General features: G+C 45.2%; 14 protein-coding genes. 13 read left to right on the plus strand and 1 reads right to left on the minus strand.

Going from position 1 to position 17215, the window contains the following annotated elements:
- Positions 1-118: 118 nt before the first annotated feature.
- From BS614_RS17010 to BS614_RS17070, 13 genes are all read left to right on the plus strand, one after another.
- Positions 119-1168 carry a 2,3-butanediol dehydrogenase gene (locus BS614_RS17010; RefSeq protein WP_074094829.1) on the plus strand — a complete coding sequence of 350 codons (1050 nt, stop codon included), beginning with the start codon at positions 119-121 and terminating at the stop codon, positions 1166-1168.
- 181 nt (positions 1169-1349) lie between these two features.
- The gene (locus BS614_RS17015) at positions 1350-2663 is read left to right on the plus strand and encodes a hypothetical protein (RefSeq protein WP_074094830.1); all 1314 of its coding nucleotides are present in this window, start codon (positions 1350-1352) and stop codon (positions 2661-2663) included.
- Positions 2664-2995: 332 nt separating this feature from the next.
- Positions 2996-4099 carry an NADH:flavin oxidoreductase gene (locus BS614_RS17020; protein WP_074094831.1) on the plus strand — a complete coding sequence of 368 codons (1104 nt, stop codon included), beginning with the start codon at positions 2996-2998 and terminating at the stop codon, positions 4097-4099.
- A gap of 397 nt (positions 4100-4496) precedes the next feature.
- Positions 4497-5825 carry a beta-N-acetylhexosaminidase gene (nagZ, locus tag BS614_RS17025; protein WP_244898149.1) on the plus strand — a complete coding sequence of 443 codons (1329 nt, stop codon included), beginning with the start codon at positions 4497-4499 and terminating at the stop codon, positions 5823-5825.
- Between the two features lie 41 nt (positions 5826-5866).
- Entirely contained in the window at positions 5867-6571 is a 705-nt protein-coding gene (locus BS614_RS17030) for a response regulator transcription factor (RefSeq protein WP_074094832.1), read from the plus strand.
- Complete coding sequence (locus BS614_RS17035) at positions 6568-7551, plus strand: sensor histidine kinase (protein ID WP_084174576.1); 984 nt, start codon at positions 6568-6570, stop codon at positions 7549-7551. Before BS614_RS17030 ends, BS614_RS17035 begins: the two co-directional genes overlap by 4 nt.
- Positions 7552-7862: 311 nt before the next feature.
- Positions 7863-8633 carry an ABC transporter ATP-binding protein gene (locus BS614_RS17040; RefSeq protein WP_074094834.1) on the plus strand — a complete coding sequence of 257 codons (771 nt, stop codon included), beginning with the start codon at positions 7863-7865 and terminating at the stop codon, positions 8631-8633.
- Positions 8608-10566 carry an ABC transporter permease gene (locus BS614_RS17045; protein ID WP_074094835.1) on the plus strand — a complete coding sequence of 653 codons (1959 nt, stop codon included), beginning with the start codon at positions 8608-8610 and terminating at the stop codon, positions 10564-10566. Before BS614_RS17040 ends, BS614_RS17045 begins: the two co-directional genes overlap by 26 nt.
- A 173-nt stretch (positions 10567-10739) precedes the next feature.
- Positions 10740-12185 carry a 4-hydroxyphenylacetate 3-hydroxylase family protein gene (locus tag BS614_RS17050; RefSeq protein ID WP_084174577.1) on the plus strand — a complete coding sequence of 482 codons (1446 nt, stop codon included), beginning with the start codon at positions 10740-10742 and terminating at the stop codon, positions 12183-12185.
- 234 nt (positions 12186-12419) lie between these two features.
- Positions 12420-13127 carry a response regulator transcription factor gene (locus tag BS614_RS17055; RefSeq protein ID WP_074094836.1) on the plus strand — a complete coding sequence of 236 codons (708 nt, stop codon included), beginning with the start codon at positions 12420-12422 and terminating at the stop codon, positions 13125-13127.
- The gene (locus tag BS614_RS17060; RefSeq protein WP_074094837.1) at positions 13105-14562 is read left to right on the plus strand and encodes a sensor histidine kinase; all 1458 of its coding nucleotides are present in this window, start codon (positions 13105-13107) and stop codon (positions 14560-14562) included. The genes BS614_RS17055 and BS614_RS17060 overlap by 23 nt, the downstream gene beginning before the upstream one ends.
- Positions 14563-14598: 36 nt before the next feature.
- Positions 14599-15678 carry an AI-2E family transporter gene (locus tag BS614_RS17065; protein ID WP_074094838.1) on the plus strand — a complete coding sequence of 360 codons (1080 nt, stop codon included), beginning with the start codon at positions 14599-14601 and terminating at the stop codon, positions 15676-15678.
- 28 nt (positions 15679-15706) lie between these two features.
- Positions 15707-16105 (plus strand): Asp23/Gls24 family envelope stress response protein, encoded by a 399-nt coding sequence (locus BS614_RS17070; RefSeq protein WP_074094839.1) that lies wholly within the window; start codon positions 15707-15709, stop codon positions 16103-16105.
- Between the two features lie 69 nt (positions 16106-16174).
- On the opposite strand, the gene BS614_RS17075 is transcribed toward BS614_RS17070, so the two are convergent.
- A complete protein-coding gene (locus BS614_RS17075; protein ID WP_074094840.1) occupies positions 16175-17020 on the minus strand; it encodes an AraC family transcriptional regulator in 846 nt (281 codons plus the stop codon).
- Positions 17021-17215 lie beyond the last annotated feature (195 nt).

The following is a 17215-nucleotide window of genomic DNA, read 5'->3' on the forward strand; positions in this document are numbered from 1 at the left end:
CATGAAATAGCCATATTAATGGAGAAATATGTTTGACAGCGTATCTAAAATGTGACATATTTAATTTACGGAAACGTTTCCGATTATATCACAAATTATGATCTGGGAGATGAAATGAATGAAAGCATTACGTTGGCATGGAGTCAAAGATTTACGTCTCGAAAATATTAATGAACCTCACCCGGAAGAAGGAAAGGTCAAAATAAAAGTGGAATGGTGCGGTATCTGCGGCAGTGATTTGCACGAGTACACAGCAGGACCAATCTTCATTCCCGCTCAAGCACCGCATCCGCTAACAGGGGAACAAGCGCCTATAGTTATGGGGCATGAATTCTCAGGACAGGTTGTTGAAGTAGGGGAAGGTGTTACACGTTTCAAGGCAGGCGATCGTGTTGTGGTAGAACCCATCTATGCATGTGGACACTGCGAAGCTTGTAAACAGGGTAGATACAATCTGTGCGATCAGATGGGTTTCCTTGGACTCGCTGGAGGCGGAGGAGGATTCTCCGAGTATGTAACTGCTGCAGAAAACATGGTACATGCCATTCCGGATTCAATCTCGTATGAGCAAGGTGCATTGGTTGAACCTTCTGCTGTAGCACTTCACGCTGTGCGCCAGAGCAAACTGAAAGTGGGAGATACGGCAGCTGTGTTTGGCGCAGGCCCAATCGGACTACTGGTCATCGAAGCGCTTAAAGCTTCGGGAGCGTCGGATATTTATGTGGTGGAGCTATCGGATGAACGGAAAGCAAAAGCCGAAGAGCTGGGTGCCATTGTGATAGACCCAACGCAGTTTAATGTGGTGGAAGAGATCCATCAACGTACACAAGGCGGCGTTAACGTAGCCTATGAAGTAACTGGTGTTCCGCGTGTACTGCAACAAGCCATCGATTCGACACGGATTGGTGGAGAGTTGATGATCGTCAGTATTTTTGAACAGGAAGCGCCGATTCACCCGAACTCAATTGTCATGAAAGAACGTACAGTTAATGGCATTATTGGTTATCGCGATGTGTTCCCGGCGGTTATCAGTCTGATGGATAAAGGTTTCTTCCCGGCTGACAAGCTGGTGACCAAACGAATTTCGTTGGATGAAGTGGTAGAGCATGGATTTGAAGCACTGTTGAAAGAGAAAAATCAGGTTAAGATATTGGTAAAAGCTGAATAGAAATCACAGACAGTAAGAACAAGTAGACAGCACATCAACAGATGTGATTGTCTACTTTTTTTGTATAAATAGGGCGGAATTTGTTGCATGTGCGGGTGGTTTTACATAGTATAAAAAGATACAAATTGTATCATCTTGGTGTGAAGGTAATGATGATGAAAAAATGAAGGAGGAAGCGGACATGCAGAGACATACAAAATGGACAGCCGTAATTTTGACCATTGTCGCAGGAATGAGCTGGATGCTTATGGGGAACTCCAAGCCGAAAAACACCACGTCAACGAGTCAACCCCCTGCGACGGAACGTGGGCTTGCCAAGGTGTCGAATGCACCGATCAGTTCAGCGGATGTAACATCGAAGATCGAACTGCTAGGCAGACCTTTTACCAAAACACCATATGCTAATAACGTCTGGGACATGCAACTGTACAACGGCAAAATATATTTGGGCCACGGAAATAGCAGCAATCTGGGCGTAGCTCCAAATTCAGGCCCTATTCCAGTCATTTATTATGATACAGCGAATGCAAAATTTAAGACCCAGTCGGTGACGAACAGCAACCCGGGCATCTTGCCATCTACGAAGATGTATGTGGATGAGGAACAGATTGATATCTACAGAGTACTAAACGACAAGTTATATATTCCTGGCAATGATTCTGATAGTGAACAGTGGGAACTGGGTAACTTCTATCGTCTGGATGGAGAGGTGTGGACCAAATATCGCAATCTGCCGCTGGGTGTACACGTATACGATTTGGCATCTTATCAGGGCAAGATGTTTGCCGCGCTGGGTACGGAGTCCAAACCAACCATACTAATCTCTCATAATGAAGGTGAAACTTGGCAGAAATATGCAACCATTAATACGTTTGGTTTCCGGGCTTATACTATGTTCCATCTTAATGGCAAGTTATATGCATCTGGCATGATGTATCCTGCCAATAAAATATGGAATGACAAAACTAATATTTTGGAGATTAATGAAAAGCTTGAGAAACGGGATGTTGTCATCTATGGTAGCAAAATGCTGCCTGGACTAACCTATCAAACGGGCACGATTCCTTATAATAAAATAGGCAAAAATGTTAACTTCAATAACAAGTTGCTCTATATAGCAGGTGGTGTGTTTAATGATGGGCAGCTGCTGCCCAAATCTTTGAATGTCATGACCGATATTAATCAGGCAAGACGAGTTAATCTGCCAGATGCCAAGGCGCTTCCAACCGATGTACTGTTGCGTGATGGCAAGGTGTATGTGCTTACGTACACTCGCCAAAGTGCCAATCTGTATATCAATCGGGTCTACCAATCCACGGATCTGACCACATGGAATGAGATTTTACGTTTTAACCAGGACACGTATGCCAAGTCTTTTGAGGAGAACGAGGGTGACTTCTACTTTGGTCTGGGTACCGATCCGGATGTGTTATCGACTTCATCAGGGAAATTGCTTCGAGTGAATCGCAGTGATATCCCCGTGAATGCTAATTAAATCGGAAGGAAGATTATGGATTATATACTATGCTACATCCACATTATTGGTGACCGGGAAAATACTTTAAGATGTAGTAGAGTGCATGTCAGACTGCTTCGGTAGTGTGATTCAACAGAGGCTGCCGTAAGGTAGCTTTCTTTTTTTTCTATAAGAGTAGTTTGAACGCCCAACTTCGAAAATTTGAAAATAAAATTAAGAAACTATAAAATGGATAGAGAAATAATTCTAAACCAGTCAACTGGATTACACGTGTTACAATATACAAAAGCATGTCGCATTTCATGTGGATGCGGAGTTCCACACTTCCAATTGCAAAGGAGCAATGTACTATGAACGTACCTTCAGCATTATTCAAACCTTTCACCTCGGACAAGCTAACATTGTCTAATCGAATCGTTATGGCACCCATGACTCGCGGATTCTCACCAGAGGGTGTACCTGGACCAGAAGTTGCTGAATACTATCGTCGCAGAGCAGCGGGTGGAGTGGGGCTCATCATAACAGAAGGTACAGGCATTAATCATCCATCTTCGGTTAGTGGAGCTAGTATTCCATTATTCCATGGTGAGGATTCGTTGCAGGGATGGGCTAATGTAGTGAAAGCAGTACATGAAGCGGGTGGCAAAATCATGCCACAATTGTGGCATGTGGGTACAGCACGTCGTTCCGGTGACTTGCCTAACGCAGAAGCTGAGCCTGTAAGTCCGTCAGGGGTTAGCATGGCAGGTGAACCATCCCGTGAACCATTAACGGAAGAGGAGATTCAAGGTCTTGTACAGGCATTTGCCCAAGCGGCAGCGGATGCACAGCGAATCGGATTTGACGGCATTGAACTGCACGGAGCCCATGGATACCTGATTGACCAATTCTTCTGGGAGCAGACGAATCGACGGACCGACAATTATGGTGGTGACTTGGTACGTCGAACTCAATTTGCGGTTGAAGTGATTGAAGCTTGTCGTGCGGTGGTTGGTCCTGATTTCCCAATTGTGCTCCGGTTCTCCCAATGGAAGATGGGGAATTATGAGGCACGTCTGGTGGAGACGCCAGAACAATTGGAGCAATTCCTGGCCCCACTTAGTGCTGCTGGCGTGGATATATTCCATTGCTCTACACGCCGGTTCTGGTTACCGGAATTCGAAGGATCTGAGCTGAATCTTGCGGGTTGGACGCAAAAAATAACGGGTAAACCAGCTATTTCAGTTGGATCGGTAGGTCTTGAAGCTGAATTTGTAGACAGAGCAACCGAAAACCAGGGAACAGGGGATGCCCATTTGGATCTATTAAATGAGAAGTTGGAGAACAATGAATTTGACTTGATCGCCTTGGGTCGTGTTCTGCTTAGTGATCCCGAATGGCCTGCCAAAGTTCGTGAAGATCGCATATCCGAAATCATTCCATTTACAACGGAAGTGTTGCAAACACTCCATTAATAGAAGCCTAAGAACGTTTGGTGAAGGTGAATTAACACTGAACGGCAACGATTTACAACGAAAAGAAAAACAAAAACGAACAAATAGGCCGCCTTTGGGCGGCTTTTTGATCTGCCTATACTAATAATTTCAACATATGAAAAATTCACAATAGAAAATCGTTTTCTGCACCGTTACTCCTTTTTATTCTCCACATACATCGCACACGCGCCTAGTCACAACACCATTAAGTTCCACATCTCAGGTTCCAGTGCAACCACTTTTTTTACCGCTTAAGTGTCTGAACAACGATTCAATCTTCAGTACGACTTATTTTGAAAATCCACCACCTTGTGATAAGGTTAGGCCTGAACCCAAGGGTTGCCAAGATGACATTACATAAGGAGGATGAATATCCTTGCACAACTATAGGTACACCTCGAACAATAAATGGAGAAAACCACTGCAGATGCTGTGTCTTCTGCTGGGAGTAGTCCTGCTTTTATCCGCATGTGGCCAAGCACAGAAACCTTCCTCCGCAACGGACTCGAATACCGGCTCCAACGCTGGCTCCAACTCAGGGCAATCTTCCTCATCGCCGGAGCAGAATACCGCTCCACCGCAGGAAGAAGTACCAGAAGAAGTCGATCCAGTGCAGGAGCAGCTCAGTTCATTAACGTTAGAAGAGAAGATTGGACAGATGATACTGGCCGGTGTTCAAGGGACAACGTTGGATGATCAAGCCAAACAGATGATTACGAATCAAAAGGTAGGGGGCATTATTTTCTATGCCAACAATGTATCAACACTCGAGGGAACAGCCAAGTTTGTGAAGTCCATCAAGGAAGCGAATCAGTCCAACCCGGTACCGATCTTCATGAGTGTGGATCAGGAGGGCGGCAAAGTGAGTCGTATGCCGGAGACGGTGGAATCCATTCCTTCCAGTAGAAAAGTAGGCGAGACGAAAGACAGCGCGCTTGCTGAAACGATGGGCGAATTGCTGGCCAGACAAGTCCAACTTGTGGGTTTTAATGTGGACTTTGCTCCTGTGCTGGATGTGAACAGTAATCCGAAGAACCCGGTGATTGGAGATCGTTCATTCGGCAGCTCGGCAGAACTGGTGTCACGTATGGGGATTGCAGAGATGAAGGGACTACGTAGTGAAGGCATTATTCCGGTAGTGAAACATTTTCCGGGTCATGGTGATACGTCCGTGGACTCCCATCTCGATCTGCCTGTTGTGAATAAAACGGAAAAGCAACTGGCCGAGCTGGAATGGATTCCATTCCAGGCCGCAGTGAAGGAGCAGGTAGAGGCGGTCATGGTTGCACACATTTTGTTCCCGAAGCTGGACCCGGATCATCCGGCTTCCTTATCGGATGTCATTATAGGTGAACATTTGCGCGGGAAGTTCAAGTATGATGGTGTGGTCATCACAGATGACCTGAGTATGGGAGCAATCGCGAAGAACTTCAAGTTGGACCAGGCAGCCCTGGCAACTGTTAAAGCAGGAAGTGACATTCTGTTGGTAGCTCACAGTTATGAGAGTGCCAAGACGATTTTTGAAACGCTAATAAGTGCAGTGAAGTCAGGCAAAATCACCGAATCCCGAATTGATGAAAGTGTATATCGTATCCTGACATTGAAGCAACAATACAAGTTATCGGATGATCAGAAAGCTTCCGGAGACCTGAAGCAATTGAATGCAGATATTGTGGATTGGCGTAAGCAAATCGATGCTAGATAATAAATCCTGTGTTATGATTTTGCCAGAGGTGAGATCCAATAATGTATACCATTATGATAATAGAGGACGATCCCAAGATTGCGGGATTATTGAAATCACATATTGAACGCTACGGGGACCGGGCCGTACTGGTCGAGGATTTTGAGATGATTGTACAACAGTTTGAGCAGGTACAGCCACATGTGGTACTTCTGGATATCAACTTGCCCAGTTACGATGGTTTCTATTGGTGCCGCCAGATTCGTACGCTGTCCACATGCCCCATTTTGTTTATCTCCGCGCGAAGTGGGAAGATGGATCAGGTCATGGCACTGGAGAACGGGGCGGATGATTATATCACGAAGCCATTTGAGCATGAGATTGTTATAGCGAAAATTCGAAGTCAGCTGCGCCGGGTATATGGGGACTATGCTGCACGTGATGAAGAACGCAAGGTGGAACTGGACGGCTTGGTCGTATACTTGGAAAGACTGGAGATTCAGCTTGGTGATCGCAAAGTGCAGCTGACGAAGAAGGAAACGATTCTGCTGGAAACGTTACTGCGCCGCAGTCCAAAGCTTGTGAGCAGAGAGACAATCTTGGAGAAGCTGTGGGATGACTCTTTTGTGGATGATAATACACTCAGCGTTAACGTTACTCGGGTGCGTAAACGATTAGCCGAACTTGGTATTACGGACGCACTGGAAACGGTCAGAGGTTCGGGTTACCGATTGAACAATACCTGGAAGGCTTATTCACCATCATGAGATTGTTTATACGAGAACATCTCGCTTTAACGTGCTGGGTTGTTGCCATCTTGTTCACCGTTGTTGCAGTGTTCTGGTATGACGGTTACAACGATTGGGTCACGGCTGCTTATGCCGTAGCGTTGGGATTATTTTTATACATCGGATATTTGGTGTATCGTTATTATTCACATCGCTCCTTTTATACCCGGATGTCACGGTCGATGGATTCGCTGAAGGAATTTGTACCATTGAACGAAACAAGTCCTTTATCACTGGCGCTGGAGAAGCTGCTCGATTCACAATACGGCCAGTATCATGCTCATCTTCATCGGCTGGAACAACGGCAGCAAGAATATCTGACATTCATGAACCAGTGGGTCCATCAGATGAAGACACCGTTATCCGTTATTGAGTTGACCGTGGAAGGTCAGGAAGATGATGATCCTCGGCTCGTAAGCATTCGGGAGGAAGCGGACCAGATGAGGCGAGGTTTGGAGACTGTGCTGTATGTGGCCAGGTTGGATACCTTCGAACAGGATTTCAGTGTGGAACCTGTGATACTGAGGACCGCTGGGGAAGAGGCGATCCATGAGCTGAAACGGTTCTTCATCCGCAATCACGTCTATCCAGAGATACATATAGATCCTGCGCTGGTTGTGCAATCCGATGCCAAGTGGATTCGTTTTGTCTTGGTACAGTTACTGTCCAATGCAATCAAATATTCCGCGGGCAGCGGGCAAAAGATCTATGTGCGTGCGTATGAAGCCGAACGCTCCATCATATTGGAAGTGCAGGATCAGGGCATCGGAATTCCGAAGTCTGATCTAAACCGGGTATTCCAACCTTTCTTCACCGGGGAGAACGGGCGGCATTTCAAAGAGTCCACAGGCATGGGGCTGTATATTGCCAAAGAAGTGTTAACACGGATGAATCATCGGATTGATCTTGAATCCGTGTACAGCGAAGGAACGACTGTACGAATCACATTCAACTCCTGAAGTGACAGATTGAGGTAAGATTGGGCCGTGAGGTGTGTATTTTTGTTGAAGAAGTGTGAGTGGAGTATGAATTACAGTGTGAGTGTATGTATAGACGTCTATTGCCTGATCGGGGCGAAGGCGTCTTTTTGATTTTTATGATGCAACCTTACAACATTGTCATGTTGATGAAAGGTTAAACCATAGGAGAATGGCCGAAACTTCGATAGACTGTAGTCATAAGAGTACAGGAAAGGCCACGCACAATACACATGCACATAGCATGAATGTAACTTGATTTTGAATTCATATATCACTAAGGAGTTGTAACCATGGAGATTTGTTCTGTGAAACAGATCAGTAAAATCTACAAAGGCATCGTATCTTATGAAGCGTTATCAGGTATTGACCTCAGTATTCAGGAAGGTGAGTTTGTTGGCATCATGGGACCATCGGGTAGTGGCAAAACAACGCTGCTGAACATGATCTCAACCATTGATCACCCAACATCAGGCGAACTGCGGATTGCAGGAAAGAACCCGTTTGAATTGAATCAGGACGAACTCGCGCTGTTCCGGCGCAAAGAGCTTGGATTTGTTTTTCAATCGTTCAATCTGTTAAATACACTGACAGTCAAGGAAAACATTGTGCTGCCACTGACTCTTGACGGTGTTTCGCTAGCAGAGATGAACAGACGTGTCGAACAGCTGGCAAGCAAGTTGGGGATCGAGGGTATTCTGAACAAACGGACATATGAGATATCAGGAGGACAGGCACAGCGTACGGCCATTGCCAGAGCGCTTATCCATTCCCCGAAGCTGATTCTGGCCGATGAGCCAACAGGCAACCTGGATTCAAAGGCGGCAAGAGATGTCATGGAGATTCTCGAAACGCGCAATCAGGAGGATCAGGCTACGATGCTGCTGGTCACTCATGATGCAGTAGCTGCAAGTTATTGCAGTCGGGTTGTCTTTATCAAGGATGGCAAACTGTATAATGAAATTCACTACGGCGATAATCGCGCAGCCTTTTACCAGAAGATTATTAATGTATTATCCCTAATGGGAGGTTCAGGACATGAATTTTCGCCAGTTCGCCATTAATAACGTTGTTCGTAACAAACGAATTTATCTGGCTCATTTTCTGAGCAGTACATTTTCCGTTATGATCTTTTTTACTTACGCATTGCTCCTGTTCCATCCTGATTTGAAAGCGGGGTTAAAGGGATCAAGTGGGACGGTTACGTTGCTTGCGAATCAGGGGTTTGTGATTGCAGAGATCATTATATTCATCTTTTCATTCCTGTTCCTGCTCTACTCCGTTGGTTCATTTCTGAAGACGCGCAAGAAGGAATTTGGTATTTTCCTGATCATAGGCATGACACGTAAACAGATGAACAGACTTCTGTTTATGGAGAACATGTGTATCGGATTAGCTTCCATCATTACCGGGATTGGACTCGGAATTATTTTCGGCAAATTGATCCTGCTGATCTGTGGCTCCATGCTGGCTGTTGAGAACAGTCTTCGATTCTATTTTCCGCTAAAAAGCATTGCCCTGACGGCAGGTGCATTTCTGCTGCTGTTTGTTGTGATCGCGATGTCCTCATCCTTGCTCATTCGCAAAGGAACTCTCATTGACCTTGTGAAATCAGAGGAAAAACCGAAACCGGAACCCAAAGCCTCACGTCTACTCGCCTTGTTATCGGTATTGTTCATTGGCGGGGGTTATGCAGGAGTATTCACTTTTGTATGGGTAAGCTTCTCGTTTCCGTTATTACTCGCAAGTGTCGTGGTCGTTATTGCAGGTACGTACTTCCTGTTCACGCAGCTCAGTGTATATATCATTCGGGCACTGAAGAGAAATCCAAGATTGTTTTTCCGTAAAACCAATCTGCTCTTCCTATCTGAACTTACCTATCGAATGAAAGATAACGCCATCATGTTTTTCATGGTAAGTATCATCTCGGCTTCTTCATTTACGGGAATTGGTACCATGCTTGCTATTGCTGACCCGGGGTTGTCGTCCATGTCGAATCCGTACGCATTCAGTTATATGAATAACTGGTATACTCCAAACTCCGAGCGACATATTCGGCAGATTGAAGAAACGTTGATTGATAATCAAGTTCCCTACGTGAAGGGCAGTTATGCTCCTATAGGTGAAAATAATAATGGGAATATTATCAAACTGAGTGATTATAACCGTCTTGCGAAGGCACTGGGGTATGAAGAACGTACGTTGAAACAAATCGATGAGTCATTTATGACTCCAAGCAATTTGGCGATGCGCAAGGAGTACCGTGAACAGGTTGAAAAAGGAGCCTCGGGAGGAAAGATCAATCTGGAGGTTGATAATCAGCACATACCTGTCCAGCTATCGACACCTGGTACCGATATTGTGATTCCTTTTCAATATGAAATTTATCTCTACGTCGTAACCGACGAATTGTTTAATAAGATGAGACCTGCGTACAACGAGGAAGTTGGCATGCCTGAAGGTTTCTATTCGAGTCGAACGATACAATTTATCGTGAAAGATTGGATGGGTACACGCAGCTTTGCTCCTGAATTGATCAAATCCATTCAAGATGATCATTCCGAAAAAGGTTATTACGAGGTCAGCGCGCTTGTGGTGGACTGGCTTAATTCCAAGCAGACCAATGGCATCATTCTAATTTTGAGCGGCCTGATCGGCATTGTTTTCTTCACCTTTGCAGCAAGTTTCACGTATTTCAGACTTTACGCAGATCTAGAACGGGATGAAGCGCAGTATCGCATGATTGGCAAAATGGGACTGAGTCGTCCCGAACTCCGTAAGATCGTAACAAGGCAGCTATTGCTTATGTTCTTCCTGCCGATTCTGGTGGCGGTCATCCACAGTTCGGTTGCCTTTGTAGCGTTGCAGCAACTGGTTGATTTCTCGGTCTTTGGATACAGCCTGCGCATTTTCTTGGTGTTTGCTTCCATGCAGATTTTGTATTTTGCACTCGTGCGCTGGCGGTATCTGCGTCACATGTATTCCAAATTAGTCTAAAATAGCATGGCCCAACAGACACCGGACTCATCGCTCGGTGTCTGTTGACTTTTCTAGCTAAGGCACAGTACTATTTCATTAGATACAGAATGTATCATTACATAGTTTCTCAAGCAGTTAGAAGGATGGAGTTACAGAAATGTCAGGCAGGTGCCTGAGAGGGAGGACATATCATGAGTATCACGATGTCTCGTGGACAAGCTTACGTTCAACGTTTGAATGATGAGCGGAATGTATGGCTGGACGGAGAGCGTATCCAGGTAACTGGGCATCAGGCCTTTCAGGGAACACTTCAAACCATAGAAGGATTGTTCAATCTGGTGGATGACCCGGAGACAAGGGAAACCGTGGCCTACTGGGACGAACAGACAGGAAGTTACGTGCATCGCTCCTTTCTAGTGCCTCGTTCACTTCCTGATGTAAACAGCAGGGCGGATGCTTTTCGGCTATGGGCCGATCGGACGTATGGGGTTATGAGCCGTTTGTCTGATTATGCCCGATCCAGGCTGACAGGTTGGTACGCAACACGACATGAGATGACAGCGAATGACCCGGCATTTGCAGGTAAAATATCCGCATATTTTGAACAAGCCAAGCGAAACGATGCATTCCTAACAATTGTCCAGCGTGACCCGCAGATTAATCGTTCCTTGCCTGTTGGAGAAGATGAGGATGCCATGCTGCGAATTGTCAAAAGTAATGCGGAAGGCGTAGTGATCCGCGGGGCCAAGATGGTGGCAACAGCAGCGCCTTATGCCGATGATATCATTGCTTATCCCGTTCAACGAATTCCAGGCCACCTGCCAGAGCTGGCCCATATGGTAATTGTAGCCGCGGGCAGTCCGGGCTTGCACATGATGTGTCGTGAATCTTTTGCCACAAAAGATACAGATAAATTACATCCACTCAGTGCGCAGTATGATGAGATGGATGCTGTATTATTTTTTGACGATGTATTTGTGCCCTGGGAACGTGTATTACTGCACAATAACCCTGAAGCCGTATGGCAGATTCGCTGCAATACAGCTTCGGCCAGTCTGGCCTACCATCAGAGTGTCATTCGTTTACACTCGAAACTGGAGTTTATTACAGCCGTGACCTCAGCCATTGCCAAGGAGATTGGGGTGGACTCTTTCCTGAATGTGCAGGAACAACTCGGAGAGCTGATCAGTCAGATGCAAACCATCGAGGGACTGATTATTGCTGCTGAAGCACAGTCCAAGCCGGACGCATTTGGCAACTGGCTGCCGGAATTCAAATATATTGAAACCGCACGTAATCTGGGCAATCGCTATTACCCCCGCGCGGTGGAGATATTGAAGATGATTGCTGCGGGTGGTCTGATTCAGATTCCTTCAGGTACGTTTGAGATGAATGAAAAGATGGGTTCCATGATAGGCAAATATCTTGGTGGAGTAACGATGCAAGCCCCGGAGAAGATTCGACTCTTTCAACTCGCATGGGAGCTGACCGGAAGTCCACTCGGAGCAAGGCATGATCTATATGAACGTTTCTACGCGGGTGATCCCGTGCGCAATCGGGCGAACCAATATGTGCAGTATGACAAGGAACGTTTATTGGAGAAAGTTGAGCCGTGGCTTCGTTCGCTTAAGGACTGATCTGATGATCTAATACAAATGGTCCGAATGAAGATTGAAAAGCCTGAATGAAGAACGAAAAGCTTAAATGTAGGCTGAAAACAGCCCTATTTTAGTTAATGCCTTGGCCTGAGCCAGGGCTCTATTTCTATTTATTTAGATTATCTTTAGAAATGATTTAGGTTGAATTAAGAGACGTAGTATATAGTAATAATGTAGAGATAGGCATAGAGTATAGGAAATGAGAGGAATAACATGAGATACACCGTATTAATTGCAGATGACGAACCAGAGATTGTTGAACTGCTTCAACTCTATCTGGAGAAGGACTATACCATTAAAACTGCGGTGAATGGAGCCGAGGCATTACAATGCATACGTTCAACACAGATCGATCTGGTCATACTGGACATCATGATGCCTGTAATGGATGGATTGCAGTTGATCAAACAGATCAGAGCCACATATCACATGCCTGTACTGTTCCTATCCGCCAAAAGTCAGGATCACGATAAAATCCTTGGACTTGGACTTGGGGCAGACGATTATATAGCGAAGCCGTTCAACCCGCTTGAGATTGTCGCCAGAGTAGAGGCGTTGCTCAGAAGAGTTAATCAATTTGATGCAGCGGAGATCCCCGAAGCAAAAGAACAGAATCTGGTATTAGGTGATCTGACGCTGGATCGATCCCAATGTATCCTTTTTCGTTCAGGGAATCCTGTAACATTGACCTCTACAGAGTATAAAATTATGGAATTGTTGCTTGATCAACCTGGCCGAGTGTTCACCCGTAAAAAAATATACGAAGCGGTCTGGGGCGATTATTATGCGCACGAGGACAGCACGATTATGGTACATATCAGCAACATTCGGGAGAAGATCGAGCGTGACTCCAGACAACCGGAATATCTCAAAACGATAAGGGGACTGGGATACAAAATTGAAGCGCCCATGGAAAGCTAGAGAAAAGCGACTGTTACAGACATCACTGACTTTGGACTTCTTGCTGTTCAACTTCTTTTTGCTGTTACTGGTATTGATTGTGTACCTTATGGTTTCACTGGATGTCGTGGATTTTCGCATTTCGGATCAGGTGGTTGATCCGGATCTGAATGTTGAAGCCCACGTATATGTGGAAGAGCTGGAGAACGAATTTTATTCCGGTGGAGGTTCGGTGTCGAAAGGCAAAGACACAGAGATTCAACGTCTCAAGGATAGCGGCGGCTGGATTGAAATATTGGATGCAAATCGCAACGTCATTCATCATGTGGGAGACAAGCAAGATGCGTTCACCCAATACAGTGAAGCCGATCTGTATGATGGACTGGAAAATCGGAGTGATCAGGAATACTATTATTCGATCACTCCTCTCTCGACAGAAGGAGCGGCAGCGTATGTATTGCTCAAAATCCCGCGTGATCTGGTCAGCGTGCGAATTAATGATAATCAGTTGATTACCAATCTGAAACATCCATTATCCTTTTACATTATGATTGGCATCGGTTTGGTTTTATTGTTGATCTTTGTATACAGCTACTGGGTCGCACGGAGAATCAAAAAACCACTCAGCATCCTCTCCTCGGGTCTTACGCAGATGATACAGGGAAATTATAGTACACGGATGTCGATCTCGGCCGAGAGGGAATTTGTCCAGATAGGTGAGACTTTCAACTACATGGCGGACGTCATTGAGAACACCTCTGCGGAGAAACGTTACGCCGAAGAGAGCAAACAGCGACTGATTGTAGATTTATCACATGATCTGAAGACACCGATAACATCTATACAGGGATATGCGCAGGCATTGGTGGAAGGACGTGGAGAGGACAAGGACAGGCAGCAAAGATACCTGGGATACATCTATAACAAGTCCGTTCAAGTTGCACGCATGATACAGAATATGCTGGAGCTGCTCAAGGTGGATTCGCCCGATTTTCGCATGCATATTCAGAGAAGAGAGATTGGAGAATTCTTGCGCGAGATTATGGCAGATACCTATGGGGAGATTGAACAGAAACAGTTTGTCCTTCATGTACTTGTTCCTGATGAGGTGATCTACGCGAGGTATGATCCAGAGCTGTTATCCAGAGTCATCCAAAATCTGATTACCAATGCACTGTCTTATAATCCAATCGGGACCGAACTGCGCGTTGAACTCATTCCGCTTCATACCCATGTGGTGATAGAGGTGGCAGATAACGGAGTGGGCATACCTCAAGAACTATGGTCAACAATCTTTGACCCGTTTGTACGAGGGGATGAGGCGCGGACAGCGACCGGAGGCACCGGTCTGGGATTGTCCATCGCACGACGTAATACGGAGAAAATGGGCGGACGGCTGATCCTTTCCCGGCGTGGGCGAGAGACCACCGTGTTTACCATTGAGATTCCAAATTAAATAAGAGAAGAAATGTCCATGTGGAGGGAAATTATTTTGTTCAAAGTAAATACGTTTGTCCGGTTCAGTATTGCACTGGCGCTGATATTGGTTAATATCTATTTATTATCACGTGTGAGCTTCATCTTTCAGCCGCTCGTCACCATGATCACGGTCATTACCGTGCCGATGATGTTGTCGGTGTTCTTTTATTATCTGCTAAGGCCGCTTGTGAATTATATGGAGAAAAAGAAAATAAATCGCACGCTAAGTATTTTGCTAATCTATCTGGTTATTGCTATTCTGGGAGTGTTCTTCATCATTGGTTTATGGCCATCGTTACGTGAGCAACTGTTCAATCTGGTTGATAACGCACCAAGTTTAATCAATTCATTAAGTGAACAGCTGAGAGAGCTGGAGCAAAATGGTGCCATTCAGGCCTTGTTCCCTGAGGGCTCGACACCTTTCTCCCAGATCACGGAGTATATCAACAAAGGATTTAACTTTGTAACTAACTATGTAAGTGGATTCTTCTCACTCGTTTCCAGTTTTGCGATCATCTTGTTTACACTACCGATCCTTTTGTTCTATATGCTGTTACAAGGCGAGAAATTTGGTCGTAAATTGGCACATATCGCACCCAAACGTTTCCAAAATGACAGCCGTGAAGTCGTAATTGAGATTGATCAGGCGTTGAGTGGTTTTATTGTGGGAAGAGTTTTGGTGAATCTGGCACTGGGTGTACTGATGTATATCGGTTTCTTGATCATTGGACTGCCGTACGCATTACTGCTCACGGTAATTGCGGTCATCATGAACTTTGTTCCGTTTATCGGAGCGATTGTGTCGTCCGTACCTATTGTGATCATGGGTCTCGTGGTATCACCATCTGTTGCCATCTGGTCTCTGATTATTATTCTTGTCGCTCAGCAGATTCAGGACAACCTGGTTGCACCGTACGTATTCGGCAAAAAGCTCGATATTCACCCGCTCACGACCATCATTCTGGTGTTGGGTGCAGGCGACCTGGGTGGAATTATTGCCATTCTGATTATTATCCCGGTTTATATGATTGTTAAAATTCTTTTGGTTCGAATCTATAACATGTTCTTTAAGGACAAATGGCAGAATGCATAGAATTTAATTATTCGAAGGAGTGGAGCACATGTCTGAAATTATCGAAAAACAATACAATGAACCTGAATATATCGCACCTCAATCTGTTCAAATGGGTACCATTCACATCTCGAATGATGTGCTGTCCAAGATCGTGGGGATGGCCGCTCAATCAACGGCTGGTGTATCCTCCATGTCCGTTGGACTGACTGAAGGGATTGCCAAGAGTATCAGCGGCAAGAGTCTGCAAAAAGGGATTGACGTACATGTCAAAGACGATCAGGCAACCATCCAGCTGCGCATCAACATTCAATATGGCAACAAGATGCACGAAGTCTGCCGTGAACTTCAACATAATGTTCAACAGGCTGTAGAACAATTAGCTGGCGTTATGGTCAATGAAATCAAAGTGCAAGTTGTTGGCATATCCATGCCGGAGACGGTATAAACAATTAAAAAGAATTTAAGGAATAACGTTTGTAAGGATAAACGATTAACAAAAACAGCACCTTCCCGATTAACAACTTAACTGGGAGGGTGCTGTTTTATGTTTACGGTAGTAGGTGGGGGCTTCCCCCATCACTTTTTTGAACATTTTGGAGAAAAGCAATTGATCGGTGTAGCCCACAGAACGGGCGATATCACCAATGGTCAGACCCGGATCAAGCGTCAATTCGGCTGCCCTACGCATCCGGTAATGAACCAGATACGATTGGATGCTACTTCCCATCTGATCCTTGAAGAGTGAGCACAGATAACTGCGCTGCAAACCGACATGGGCCGCGATGGATTGCACGGTAATGGCATTGGCATAGTTCATTTCAATGAAGTCCATTACCTGCGTCACGTACGTTTCCTTCGAATAATCCTGAATGGGTTGAAGGTGCTCTGAATTGGCCTGATCAATCAAAATGGAGAAGAACTGATACAGCAAACCAGTCATGCTAATCTCCCAGCCTTTATGCGTATTGCGGGAATTAATCATTCGGTGCAGGCAGGATCGCATCTCGTCATCTTCATTACCCAGCTCAAAAATCGGGTGATGTTCGGACAGACAGGCTTGCTGTAAAAAGGATTGGCTATTGTTGCCTTGGAAAGCAACCCAGCTGTATTCCCAAGGGTCATCCTGATCTGCTTCGTAATGAACAACAGAATGCGGAACGATGAGAAATCCTTGACCTTTGTGCAGGCTATACGTTTTGCCACCGACTTCGAAGGTGCCTTTGCCATTCAAAATATAATGAATTTTGTAATAGTCTCGCATGGCAGGGCCAAAGTGGTGACCTGGTGTACAAGCTTCCGTGCCGTAATGAAGGAGCTGAAGCTCCTGAAAATGATTGTTTTTGAACATATACGTAATCAAGGGTATTCACTCCTGTACGATTTCGTCTCATCTTGCATTTTAACATATTAATTAGTGTGAAAGATGAATAATTTAAGACTAGTTTATATAGATAACAATCATTATTACATATGTTCAAAGTGAAATGCCATATCGTTTTGACAGAAAAATGTCTAAGATGAAAAGGAATTCAACAAACCTTACAGGAAAGTGAGA

The sequence above is a fragment of the Paenibacillus xylanexedens genome, from assembly GCF_001908275.1.
Lineage (GTDB): Bacteria > Bacillota > Bacilli > Paenibacillales > Paenibacillaceae > Paenibacillus > Paenibacillus xylanexedens_A.